The following is an 11493-nucleotide window of genomic DNA, read 5'->3' as shown; positions in this document are numbered from 1 at the left end:
CGCGTCTACGAGCGTGACGCCGCCGCCTTGCGCGCCTCGGGCGTCGAGTTCAATGTCTCCATGATCTTCGGCGGCCAGATCGGCACCGAGGGCATGCGCCTGTTCCAGGTCTATTCGCCGGGCAACTTCATCGAAGCCACTGACGAGACGCCCTACTTCCAGATTGGCGAATCCAAATACGGCAAGCCCGTACTTGACCGCGTCATCACCCCGGGAACCCCGCTGGACGAAGCCGCCAAATGCGCCCTGGTGTCGATGGACTCCACCCTCAAGTCCAACCTGTCGGTGGGCCTGCCGCTGGACATGGTGGTGTATGAAGCGGGCAGCTTGCACACCGATCGCATCATGTGCATCGACGAAAACAACCCTTACTTCAAAATGCTGCGCAGCAGCTGGGGCGACAAACTGCGCCAGATGTTCGACAGCATTGAAGACCCGATGTGGCATGGCGAAAGCACAGCTGTGCCGTTGATGGTGCCCGCTGCGCGCAACACCTTGCTCAAAAAAATCAGTACTCCCGACGAAAAACTGATTTGAGCGCCATGCTTACGCCCATTGTTTTTTCACACGGCAACAGCTTTCCTGCCTGCACCTACCGCCAGGTGTTCAACAGCCTGCACTCGCGCGGCTTTGACGTTCAAGCTGTGGAGAAATTTGGTCACGACAGCCAATACCCTGTCAGCGACAACTGGCCGCACCTGGTACAGCAACTGGCTGACTTTGTTCGCACCCAGCATGGTGATGGGCCTGCCCCCTTTTTGGTGGGCCACTCCTTGGGCGGCATCCTGAGTCTCATGTGCGCCGCCAAACACCCCGAGCTGGCCCGCGGTGTGTTGCTGCTGGACTCCCCTATTCTGGCCGGTTGGAAAGCCACCACTCTGGGGCTGGCCAAACGCACGCCGCTGGTGGGATCGCTCTCACCCGGACGCATCAGCAGCAAACGGCGCAACCACTGGGCCAGTCGGGAACTTGCCCTTGAACACTTTCAGCACAAAAAAGCGTTTGCGCAATGGGACCCACGGGTGCTGCAAGATTACATTCAGCACGGCACGACTGAACTTGATGGCCAGATTTATTTGAGCTTCGATCGTGATGTGGAAACGCGCATCTACAACACCCTTCCACACAACCTGGGGGAGTTGCTTCGTAAACATCCCCTGCAATGTCCTGTGGCTTTCATCGGTGGCACCCACTCGGTGGAAATGCGCCAGGTCGGCATGGAGCTGACACAACGCATCACCAAAGGTCGGGTGATGATGCTTGACGGCTCACATCTGTTCCCGATGGAAAAACCGTTGGCTACAGCAGCGGCCATCGAGGCTGCGCTGCGTAACCTCGGCGCCTGATCAGTCGACCCAGTGCACCAGCCCCCAGTGGCTGGTGGCCAGCACCACCAGTCCAAACACGATCCGGTACCAGGCAAAGACCTCAAAACTGTGACTGGAGATGAACCTGAGCAACCAGCGCACGCACACCCAGGCACTCAAGAAAGACACCACCAATCCCACAGCAAACAAGGGTACATCGGCTACGCTGAGCAAGGCACGTTCTTTGTAAAGGCTGTACGCGCCTGCACCGATCAAGGTCGGGATGGCAAGAAAGAAAGAAAAGTCTGTCGCCGCCTTGCGCGACAGCCCCAAAAGCATGCCACCAATGATGGTGGCGCCACTGCGGCTGGTCCCCGGGATCATGGCCAGACACTGCACCAGCCCCACCTTGAGGGCATCACGCCCTCGCATGTCTTCCACTGCACGAATGCGGACAGTCGATGGCGGGCGGCGTTCAGCCCACAAAATGATCAATCCGCCCAGAATAAAGGTCGTTGCAACGACCTCAGGCGTGAACAAGTTCGCCTTGATGGCCTTGCCAAACAACAAACCCAACAACACTGCCGGGAAAAATCCGATGCCTACGTTCATGGCAAAGCGTTGAGCCTCTTGCTTGTAGGGCAACTGGCGCAAAGTGGTGCGGATCTTGTCCCAATAAACCAGGATGACTGCAAAAATCGCCCCAGTCTGGATCGCAATCTCAAACACTTTGGCTTTGTCGTCATGAAAACCCAGGAGGCTGCCTGTGAGAATCAAATGCCCGGTTGACGAAATCGGCAAAAACTCGGTCAAGCCCTCGACCACACCCATGACCGCTGCTTTGGCCATCAACAAGGCATCCATGCACTCTCCTGCAAAAAGTAGGCTGCATTATCGCCTTTGGCAATTGACCTGACCGCAGCGGCCGGGTTGTGCAAAGCCTGGCCGTCATTTGGCAAGCAAACGCCATCGAAATCGTGGCTGCACCGCCTAAAATCACTCTCATGAATTCCCCCGCCCACACTCCGGCCAGCAACGACGCTGGCGAGCACAAAGTCAGCAATTTCCTGCGCCAGATCATCGAAAAAGACCTGGAGCAAGGCACCTACGCCAGCCGCCGCTGGGCGGGCAGCCCTGGCGACGCCGCGCACCACCTCAAGGGCGAGCCCGACCCGGCCAAGATTCGCACCCGCTTTCCGCCCGAGCCTAACGGCTACCTGCATGTGGGCCACGCCAAAAGCATCTGCCTGAACTTTGGCTTGGCACGAGACTATGGTGGCGTGTGCCACCTGCGCTTTGACGACACCAACCCCGAAAAGGAAGACCAGGAATACGTCAACAGCATCATCGACGCCGTCAAATGGCTGGGCTTTGACTGGGCCCAAATTGGCCAGGCCCCCGGCAGCGCTGCGCCCTACCAGGCCAGCGACTACTTCGGTTTCATGTACCGCGCCGCTGAACATTTGATTGAAGCTGGCCACGCCTACGTGGACGAGCAGACACCCGAAGAAATGCGCGCCAACCGGGGCGACTTTGGCAAGCCCGGCGTGGACAGCCCGTTCCGCACCCGCACCGTGGCAGAAAACCTGGCGCGTTTCCGCGAAATGCGCGACGGCAAGCTCGATGACGGCGCCGCCGTGCTGCGCGCCAAGATCGACATGGCCTCACCCAACATCAACCTGCGCGACCCGGCCATCTACCGCATCCGCCATGCCGAACACCACCTGACCGGCAACACATGGTGCGTTTACCCGATGTACACCTTCGCGCACCCGATCGAAGATGCGCTGGAGCAAATCACCCACAGCATCTGCACGCTGGAGTTTGAAGACCAGCGCCCGTTTTACGATTGGCTGATGGAGCGTCTGTGCGAATGCGGCCTGCTGGCCGCGCCCAGCCCCAAACAATACGAATTTGCCCGCCTGAACCTGACCTATGTGATCACCAGCAAACGCAAATTGGCGCAGCTGGTCAATGAAAAGCGCGTCAGCGGCTGGGACGACCCCCGTATGCCGACCATCGTGGGCCTGCGCCGACGTGGCTACACGCCCGAGAGCCTGCGCCTGTTTGCCGACCGCATTGGCGTGACCAAAAGCGACAGCTGGATCGACTACAGCACGCTCGAAGGGTGCCTGCGCGAAGACCTGGAAAACAAGGCCCACCGCGGCATGGCCGTGCTCGACCCCGTCAAGCTGGTGCTGACCAACTGGGCAGAGGCTTTTGGCAGCGACAGCTACCTTGAGGCCTGCACCCAGCCCGCCCTGCCCCACAGCGCCTTGCTTGAGGGCCAAACCCCGCCAGCAGATCGCGTCTTCAAGATCGGCAAAGAGGTGTGGATCGAACGCGAAGACTTTGAAGAAGTGCCGCCCAAGGGATACAAGCGCTTGTTCCCCGGTAACGTGGTGCGCCTCAAAGGCGGCTACGTGATCGAATGCACCGGCTGTTCACGCGACGCCACGGGCCAGGTGACCGAGGTGCACGCCAAAGTCATTCCAGGCACCAAGAGCGGCACGCCCGGTGCCGACAGCGTCAAGGCCAAAGCTGCCATCACCTGGGTGGGCATGATGGATGGCGTGCGGGCCGAAGTGCGCCTGTACGACCGCCTGTTTGCCGAAGCGCACCCTGACGCAGGCGGCAAGGACTTCTTGCTGTCGCTCAATCCGGACAGCCTCAAAGTCGTGACCGCCTATGTAGAGCCTTCACTGGCCGCCGCGCAAGCGGGCCAGCAGTTCCAGTTCGAGCGCTTCGGCTACTTTGTAGCTGATCGTATCGACCACACTCAAGACAAGCCGGTATTTAACCGCGCAGTGGGTCTCAAGGACAGCTGGGGCAAATGAGTCCGGAAGAACTGGCCGCCCAGCTGGTCGTGCATGCCGATGAGCACTTTCTGGTGCTCAACAAACCCAGCGGCCTGTTGTCCGTACCGGGTCGTGGTCCTGACAAGCAAGACTGCCTGTCCAAGCGGATTCAGGCGGTTTATCCTGAAACGTTGATTGTCCACCGTCTGGACCAGGACACCTCGGGGCTGCTGCTCATGGCGCGCAGCCTGGAGGCGCAGCGTCGCTTGAGCCGACTCTTTGAAACCCGTCAGGTGCACAAGCGCTATCTGGCCGTGGTGGTTGGACAGCCCCAACAATCGCCGCTGGCCGGCACAGCCGATGCCGAGGGCTGGTACACGATTGACGGCCCCATCCTGCTCGATTGGGAGCGTCGCCCCATTCACATCATCCACCCGGACGGCAAACCCAGCCGCAGTCGCTGGCGTGTGATGCAAGCGGGGGCAGACAGCACTTTGATCGAGCTTGAACCCGTCACCGGGCGCACCCATCAGTTACGAGTCCACATGCAGAGCATCGGCCACCCCATGCTGGGAGACAGCTTGTACGCACCAGCTGAGATTGTGGCCATCAGCCCCCGACTGATGCTGCACGCCCATACGCTCGCTTTTGCGCACCCTTTCAGCCTGAAAGAGATGGGTTTTTCAGCCCCCGTCAACTGGGTATGCCCAAACCCGCCAGACATGTGAGTTTCTGGATTCATGAGCTTGTCTGCGGCCGGTACAATCCGTGACTATGTATTCAATGGTGCTCAATTCGATTCCGCAGTGGACATTTAGTCATTTATCAAGCATGCGGAATTTTCTGTTTTCATTCAAAACACACATCATCGGGGCCTTACTCGTAGGACTGAGCTGCGCCAGCCACGCATCACCTCAGCAGGAAATTGCCAATCACCTGCGGGAAGGGCAATTGGGGCAAGCCGCCAAACTGGTTGCGGCCGAGCGCAAAACCAACCCCAAAGACGTTGATATTTGGTTCCTCGAAGGAGTAGTGCAAGCCCAATCGGGTCAAACGGACAAAGCTGTTGCAACGTTTACACGAATCACGCAAGCACACCCTCAACATGCTGAGTCCTACAACAACCTGGGCGTATTGGCAGCTGCCAAAGGCCAGCTCGGCGAAGCACGCGCTTTTTTCGAAAAAGCACTTCGCACCAACCCCAGCTATGCAGCAGTCCACAAAAATTTGGGTGATGTGAACAGCCAGCTTGCCAAAGCCGCGTACGGCAAAGCATTGATGGTAGATTCAAAAGACAAGCCTGCCACCGTGCAACTGAGCATGCTGGCATCGACTTCACTCTTTGCTGCTTCCGAAACGGCTCCTGCGATCAACTCGTCTGCGGCCAAGCCTCCTGTCTCAACAGAAGCTCCCGTCAAGACTTCTGCGCCGCCCAAAACGGCTGAGCCCATCAAGTCCGCCACAGTGCCTGCGACGCCTGAAGCGGTGCCAAGCACACCTGTCATAGCCGCTCCAGCCAAACCCAAGGCCGAGCCTGCCAGCGCCTCGGCACCACGTGAGCCCGTACAACCCGTCAAGCCAGAATCTGATGAAGGAGATCGCAAACAGATCGAAGAAGCTCTGCTCGCATGGGCCAGGGCCTGGAGCAAGAAAGACATGTCCCAATACCTTGCTGCCTACGCCACCAGCTTCGATCCGCCTGGCAAGATGAGTCGCAAAGCATGGGAAGAAGAACGACGCCTGCGCATTGTGGGCAAACGAAGCATTCAAGTGCAACTCAGTCAATTCCGCATTCGGATCAAAGGCACACAGGCTCAAGCCCAATTCGTGCAGAAATATGACTCTGACAGTTTCAAAGGCACAAGCACCAAGACCCTCTCCCTGCTCAAGGAAAAGGGCCACTGGCTGATCAGCAGCGAAAGCGCCAAGCCGCTTTGATGGCCCCATGAAGTTTTCGTTTTTCAGTCTTCTGGAACGGTTGGGCGTGCGCTGGCGTTGGACGCTTCCCAGTTTTGTGGTGTTGGCCATCGGCATCGTGGCATGGCATGCGTACGACAACCGTTCGCCACAGATGCTTTCCGGAGAAACTCGCAACCTCGCACTCAACTGGAAACTGGTGTTCGAAGCGGAGCACGCCCCGGCTGCTACACACATTGAAGACCCGGAAACACAGCTCAGATTGGTCTACAACTCCTTGGGCGAGGGGCAGCGCGAGCGCGCCTTGGAACAGGCCGAACAGCTGACGCTTGCGTTTCCCAACTTTCAGTTGGGCCACTTGATCTATGCTGACCTGCTCAACATCAGCGCCGCACAGCCCCAAAATGAATCCCTGCTCATTCCAGAGCAAGCTGGGATGCGCGATCGGCTCCAGGACTTGGTGTTAGAGGCAAAGCGGCGCTTGACCCACCCTTCTTTCACCCAGGTTCAGGGCAAAAAACCGGCGCAACTGTTGATGTTGGGCAAGGAGCACCCCTATCTGGTGGTGGTCGACGCCAGTACCTCACGTCTTTACTGGTTTACCAACAAGTCGTTGGCAGACGGGCAAACTCAACTGGAACTGCTCAGCAGCACCTATGCCTCTGTGGGTCAAAACGGGGTTGGCAAAAACAAGGAAGGTGACGGGAAAACCCCGCTGGGTGTGTATTTCACCCAACGCAACCTGCCTGGCAGCACCCTGCCAGACTTGTTTGGTGCGGGCGCCATCACGCTGAACTACCCCAATGCCATTGATCTGTGGCGTAGCCGCACGGGAACGGGCATTTGGCTGCATGGCACTCCACGCGCGCAATACACGCGCGCGCCTCTGGCGACGGATGGTTGCGTTGTTGTGGCCAACCCGAAAATGGAACGCTTTTTGCAACTTGCAGACAGTCGAATGACCCCGGTCATCATCACCGAGCATATGCAGTGGGTTGATGCGCAAGCGCCCTTGAGTGCACTTCAATCGAGCCTGCAGGAGACACTGGGCAACTGGCTGCAGGCACGCGCGAAATCAGTCAATGACGAGCTTACCCTGCGCAAGCACTACAGCAACCGCTTTGAACGTGATGGCCAGGACATCGGGCGGTGGTGGGAGCCCTTGCTGCGCGTAGCTCAAAGCACGGCTCATGAGGAGGCCCTTCAAGTCACATCTGCAGTGCTCTGGAAGGATCAGGAAGACCTTGCTGTGATCACTTTCAAGCACTCCAGGCACCCGGCTTGGGGCAACTCGGAATTCTGGCGCACCTATTGGGTGCATGAAAACGGCGCCTGGAAAATTGTTTTTGAAGGCCCTGCCTGAGCATCTCGGGCCCATGACCCTCAGTCCTCCAGGCCCAGCTCCTGAATCTTGCGGGTGATGGTGTTGCGGCCAATGCCAAGCTTCAAGGCCGCCTCGATGCGCCTGCCGCGTGTGCTTGAAAGTGCCGCGAGAATCAGCCTTGCCTCAAAACGCTTGTTCAGCACATCCCAGACATCCTGACGATCTGTCCCAAGCAGCGCCAGCGCCTCTTTTTCCAGACCCACCTCCCAATCCGCCGAGACCATTGGCGAGCTCGCCACAACTGCCGCCGTCAAGCCTGCACTGGAGCCTGCAAGCGAGGAGGAGGACAATGGATCACCAGAGACTCCCTCCTCATTGAACACCGATGTGGCCTGAAGGGGTAACACTTCAGGGGGCAGGTCTTTGAGATCAATCACCTGCGCTGGTGCCATCACGGTCAACCAGTGACAAATATTTTCCAGCTGACGCACATTGCCGGGATACTGGAATTGTGAGAGCAACTGCATGGCAGCGTCTGCGATGCGTTTAGGCTCGACACCCAGCTGCGCTGCGCTGCGCTGCAGGAAGTAACGCGTGAGCATGGGGATATCCTCACGCCGCTCGCGCAACGCCGGCAAACGCAGGCGAATCACATTCAAGCGGTGGAACAAGTCCTCCCGGAATCCACCCTCCCTGACGCGTTGCTCAAGGTTCTGATGAGTGGCTGCGATGACGCGGACATTGGCTTTGACAGCACTGTGCCCACCCACACGGTAGAAGTGCCCATCCGACAACACACGTAACAAACGGGTTTGCAGATCAAACGGCATGTCGCCAATTTCATCCAGAAACAGCGTCCCCCCTTCGGCTTGCTCAAAGCGTCCGCGACGCGAGGCCTGCGCTCCCGTGAACGCCCCACGCTCGTGCCCGAACAACTCGCTTTCCAGCAAATCCTTGGGAATGGCAGCCGTATTGATCGCGACAAATGGCCCATGCGCACGTGGAGAGTGCTTGTGCAGGGCTCGAGCCACAAGCTCTTTGCCAGCACCGGATTCGCCGGTGATCAATACCGTCACCTGACTTTGTGACAAACGACCAATCGCACGGAAAACATCCTGCATCGCAGGCGCCTGTCCCAGCATTTCGGGCGTATCGTCCAGTTTCTCCTCAGCCACCTCTTCACGCAGACTTTCGTCCACAGCGCGTCGAATCAACTCAATGGCTTTGGGCAAATCAAAGGGTTTCGGAAGGTACTCAAACGCCCCCCCCTGAAAAGCCGATACCGCGCTGTCCAGATCGGAAAACGCCGTCATGATGATGACCGGCAAACCAGGCAAGCGTTTCTTGATCTCGCCCAGCAAATCCAGGCCTGAGCCTCCAGGCATGCGAATGTCGCTCACCAGGATCTGCGGGCCCTCGTGTTCAGCAGCCTCACTCAAGGCCTTGAGGACCTCACGCGGCGTTGTGAAGCTGCGGGTCGGCAAGCCCTCGCGCAGCAAGGCTTTCTCCAGCACAAAGCGGATGGATTGGTCATCATCAACGATCCAGATCGGTTTCATGGGCGAGCTTTCAACTGCGTATCAATAGGCCTTCAAGGCAAAGGGATCAGGATCTTGAAATCCGTACGTCCCGGCTCACTCTCGCACTCGATCAAGCCATGGTGCTGTTGCACAAAAGTTTGTGCCAATGTCAGCCCCAAACCTGATCCACCGTCCCGTCCGGAAACCAGCGGAAAGAAGATCCGGTCCTTGATCGCCTCGGGAATGCCCGGGCCGTTGTCCATGACATGCAATTCCAATGCCAACCTGTAGCGTTGCTTGCCGAAAGTGACTTGGCGCAGAATGCGTGTCCGCAAAACGATCTCGCCCGACCCTTCTGCAATGCGTTCGTGCAGTGCTTGTGCAGCGTTGTGCGCTATGTTGAGCACAGCCTGGATCAGTTGCTCACGATCCCCCCTGAACTCCGGAATGGAAATGTCATAGTCGCGTCGCACCTTGAGGCCACGAGGAAACTCCGCCAGAATCAGGGAACGCACTCGCTCGCACACCTCATGGATGTTCACATCCGAGACCACATGGGGCTTGCGATGCGGGGCGAGCAAGCGATCGACCAAGGTTTGCAGGCGATCTGCCTCATGAATGATGACGCGGGTGTACTCCTTGAGCTCGCGACTCTCCAGGTCCATCTCCAGCAGCTGCGCAGCACCACGAATTCCACCCAACGGGTTCTTGATTTCGTGCGCCAGATTGCGAATGAGCTCTTTGTTGGCCTGCGTCTGCTCGAGCAGGCGCTCTTCTTTTTCCTGCCGGGTTTGCTGCTCCACTGGCAACAATTCCACAATCACTTCATCGGCTTGGTCCGATGGCGCCACAATCACGTGCACAGGCAATGCATCCTGATGGTGCGGACGTCGCAAAAGGGCCTCATAGCGCAAAGCCGCAAATTCCTGAGCTCGGGCCCCATCCAGCGCATTGAGCAAGGGTTTGGCATCTGCAAACTGATCGGGCAAACGCAATCCACGCAAAATTCGACGCGATAACCCGGTCACATCTTCAAACGCTGCGTTGACGAAACGGATATGTCCATCCATCGCCACAACAGCAATCGGGGTAGCCAGTAAATCCAGGGCGCCAAACCGTTCAGTCATCACCACTCCAACACTGAAAAAAAAGGACGGCCGAAGCCGTCCTTTCGAGAAGCACTTGCGCGCTGTACGATCACAGCGAGTAGTACATGTCGTACTCGACCGGAGAAACCTCCACGCGCGAGCGGGTCACTTCCTGCATCTTCAGTTCGATGTAGGAGTCGATCCAGGCGTCGGTGAACACGCCACCCTTGGTCAGGAAGGCGCGGTCAGCGTCCAGAGCGGCCAAGGCCTGGTCCAGGCTCGAGCACACGGTGGGCACCAGCTTGTCCTCTTCAGGCGGCAGGTGGTACAGGTCCTTGGTGGCAGCCTCGCCCGGATGGATCTTGTTTTCCACGCCGTCCAGACCGGCCATCAGCAGTGCGGCAAAGCCCAGGTAGGGGTTGCACAGCGGATCGGGGAAGCGGGCTTCCACGCGACGGGCCTTGTCAGATGCCACGTTCGGGATACGGATCGAAGCGGAACGGTTCTTGGCGGAGTAAGCCAGCTTGACCGGGGCTTCGAAGTGAGGCACCAGGCGCTTGTAGCTGTTGGTGCCGGGGTTGGTGATGGCGTTCAGGGCACGGGCGTGCTTGATGATGCCGCCGATGTAGTAGAGCGCAAAATCAGAAAGACCGGCGTACTTGTCGCCAGCGAAAAGGTTTTGGCCATCCTTCCAGATTGACTGGTGGACATGCATGCCTGAGCCATTGTCACCCACGACCGGCTTGGGCATGAAAGTGGCGGTCTTGCCGTAGCTGTGCGCCACGTTCATGACCACGTACTTCAGCAGCTGAGTCCAATCAGCGCGCTGCACCAGGGTGGAAAACTTGGTTCCAATCTCGTTTTGGCCCGAGCCGCCGACCTCGTGGTGATGCACCTCAACCGGCACACCCATCTGCTCTAGCAACAGGCACATCTCGGAGCGCATGTCCTGCATGGAATCCACCGGGGGCACCGGAAAGTAGCCACCCTTGACCGCCGGGCGATGCGCAAGATTGCCGCCCTCGAAGTCCTTGCCGGTGGACCAGCTTGCTTCCTCGGAGTTGATCTTCACAAACGAGCCGGACATGTCGGCATCCCAGGTGACCGAGTCGAAAATGAAAAACTCGGGCTCTGGTCCAAAAAAGGCGGTGTCGCCCAGGCCGGAAGACTTCAGGTAAGCCTCAGCGCGCTTGGCGATCGAACGCGGATCACGCGAATATCCCTTGCCATCAGAGGGTTCGATGACGTCGCAGGTAAGGTTCAACGTGGGTTCTTCGCGAAACGGGTCCATGCACGCGGTGCCGGCATCGGGCATGAGCAGCATGTCGGAAGCCTCGATGCCCTTCCAGCCGGCAATTGAGGAGCCGTCGAATGCATGACCGGACACAAACTTGTCTTCGGTGAACGCTGAGACCGGGACCGACACATGCTGCTCTTTGCCGCGGGTGTCGGTGAAACGGAAGTCAACGAATTTGACCTCATTGTCCGCGACCAATTTCATCACTTCTTTAGGGCTCGACATTACGGGCTCTCCTGATT

General features: G+C 58.3%; 9 protein-coding genes and 1 pseudogene. 6 read left to right on the top strand and 4 right to left on the bottom strand.

All coding sequences use genetic code 11. The features are described 5' to 3' along the window. A pseudogene (locus tag AAFM15_RS10210) lies at positions 1 to 537 on the top strand (peptidase); the annotation flags it as partial. A 5-nt stretch (positions 538 to 542) separates the two neighbouring features. Then, positions 543 to 1346 (top strand): alpha/beta hydrolase, encoded by an 804-nt coding sequence (locus AAFM15_RS10205; protein WP_341686611.1) that lies wholly within the window; start codon positions 543 to 545, stop codon positions 1344 to 1346. Here AAFM15_RS10205 and AAFM15_RS10200 read toward each other — a convergent pair whose 3' ends face one another. After that, entirely contained in the window at positions 1347 to 2171 is an 825-nt protein-coding gene (locus tag AAFM15_RS10200; RefSeq protein WP_341686610.1) for an undecaprenyl-diphosphate phosphatase, read from the bottom strand. It lies immediately after the preceding gene. A 140-nt stretch (positions 2172 to 2311) separates the two neighbouring features. Between AAFM15_RS10200 and AAFM15_RS10195 the strand changes: the two genes are divergently transcribed. The 4 genes from AAFM15_RS10195 to AAFM15_RS10180 all read left to right on the top strand — a co-directional run bounded on the left by AAFM15_RS10195 (position 2312) and on the right by AAFM15_RS10180 (position 7385). After that, on the top strand, positions 2312 to 4144 hold the full coding sequence (locus tag AAFM15_RS10195) for a glutamine--tRNA ligase/YqeY domain fusion protein (protein WP_341686609.1): 1833 nt from the start codon (positions 2312 to 2314) through the stop codon (positions 4142 to 4144). After that, complete coding sequence (locus AAFM15_RS10190; RefSeq protein ID WP_341686608.1) at positions 4141 to 4833, top strand: RluA family pseudouridine synthase; 693 nt, start codon at positions 4141 to 4143, stop codon at positions 4831 to 4833. The genes AAFM15_RS10195 and AAFM15_RS10190 overlap by 4 nt, the downstream gene beginning before the upstream one ends. A gap of 103 nt (positions 4834 to 4936) precedes the next feature. Continuing rightward, the gene (locus AAFM15_RS10185) at positions 4937 to 6043 is read left to right on the top strand and encodes a tetratricopeptide repeat protein (protein ID WP_341686607.1); all 1107 of its coding nucleotides are present in this window, start codon (positions 4937 to 4939) and stop codon (positions 6041 to 6043) included. A gap of 7 nt (positions 6044 to 6050) precedes the next feature. Further along, on the top strand, positions 6051 to 7385 hold the full coding sequence (locus AAFM15_RS10180; protein ID WP_341686606.1) for a L,D-transpeptidase family protein: 1335 nt from the start codon (positions 6051 to 6053) through the stop codon (positions 7383 to 7385). A 20-nt stretch (positions 7386 to 7405) separates the two neighbouring features. Here AAFM15_RS10180 and ntrC read toward each other — a convergent pair whose 3' ends face one another. The 3 genes from ntrC to glnA form a co-directional block, all read right to left on the bottom strand. Next, positions 7406 to 8905 carry a nitrogen regulation protein NR(I) gene (ntrC, locus tag AAFM15_RS10175; protein ID WP_341686605.1) on the bottom strand — a complete coding sequence of 500 codons (1500 nt, stop codon included), beginning with the start codon at positions 8903 to 8905 and terminating at the stop codon, positions 7406 to 7408. 32 nt (positions 8906 to 8937) lie between these two features. Continuing rightward, positions 8938 to 9993, bottom strand: a complete 1056-nt coding sequence (gene glnL, locus AAFM15_RS10170; protein ID WP_341686604.1) for a nitrogen regulation protein NR(II) — start codon at positions 9991 to 9993, stop codon at positions 8938 to 8940. Positions 9994 to 10063: 70 nt separating this feature from the next. Further along, positions 10064 to 11476: a type I glutamate--ammonia ligase gene (gene glnA, locus AAFM15_RS10165; RefSeq protein WP_341686603.1), complete on the bottom strand. Its 1413-nt coding sequence runs from the start codon at positions 11474 to 11476 to the stop codon at positions 10064 to 10066. Positions 11477 to 11493: the final 17 nt, after the last annotated feature.

The organism is Limnohabitans sp., assembly GCF_038134685.1.
Lineage (GTDB): Bacteria > Pseudomonadota > Gammaproteobacteria > Burkholderiales > Burkholderiaceae_C > Limnohabitans_A.
This window is presented reverse-complemented; position numbering and strand designations above follow the sequence as displayed.

Bases quoted from the DNA above. Each gene is read 5' to 3' on its own strand.
- AAFM15_RS10180 (WP_341686606.1), top strand. From the start codon at position 6,051: ATGAAGTTTTCGTTTTTCAGTCTTCTGGAACGGTTGGGCGTGCGCTGG.
- AAFM15_RS10190 (WP_341686608.1), top strand. From the start codon at position 4,141: ATGAGTCCGGAAGAACTGGCCGCCCAGCTGGTCGTGCATGCCGATGAG.
- ntrC (WP_341686605.1), bottom strand. From the start codon at position 8,905: ATGAAACCGATCTGGATCGTTGATGATGACCAATCCATCCGCTTTGTG.
- AAFM15_RS10205 (WP_341686611.1), top strand. From the start codon at position 543: ATGCTTACGCCCATTGTTTTTTCACACGGCAACAGCTTTCCTGCCTGC.
- AAFM15_RS10200 (WP_341686610.1), bottom strand. From the start codon at position 2,171: ATGGATGCCTTGTTGATGGCCAAAGCAGCGGTCATGGGTGTGGTCGAG.
- AAFM15_RS10185 (WP_341686607.1), top strand. From the start codon at position 4,937: ATGCGGAATTTTCTGTTTTCATTCAAAACACACATCATCGGGGCCTTA.
- glnL (WP_341686604.1), bottom strand. From the start codon at position 9,993: ATGACTGAACGGTTTGGCGCCCTGGATTTACTGGCTACCCCGATTGCT.
- AAFM15_RS10195 (WP_341686609.1), top strand. From the start codon at position 2,312: ATGAATTCCCCCGCCCACACTCCGGCCAGCAACGACGCTGGCGAGCAC.
- glnA (WP_341686603.1), bottom strand. From the start codon at position 11,476: ATGTCGAGCCCTAAAGAAGTGATGAAATTGGTCGCGGACAATGAGGTC.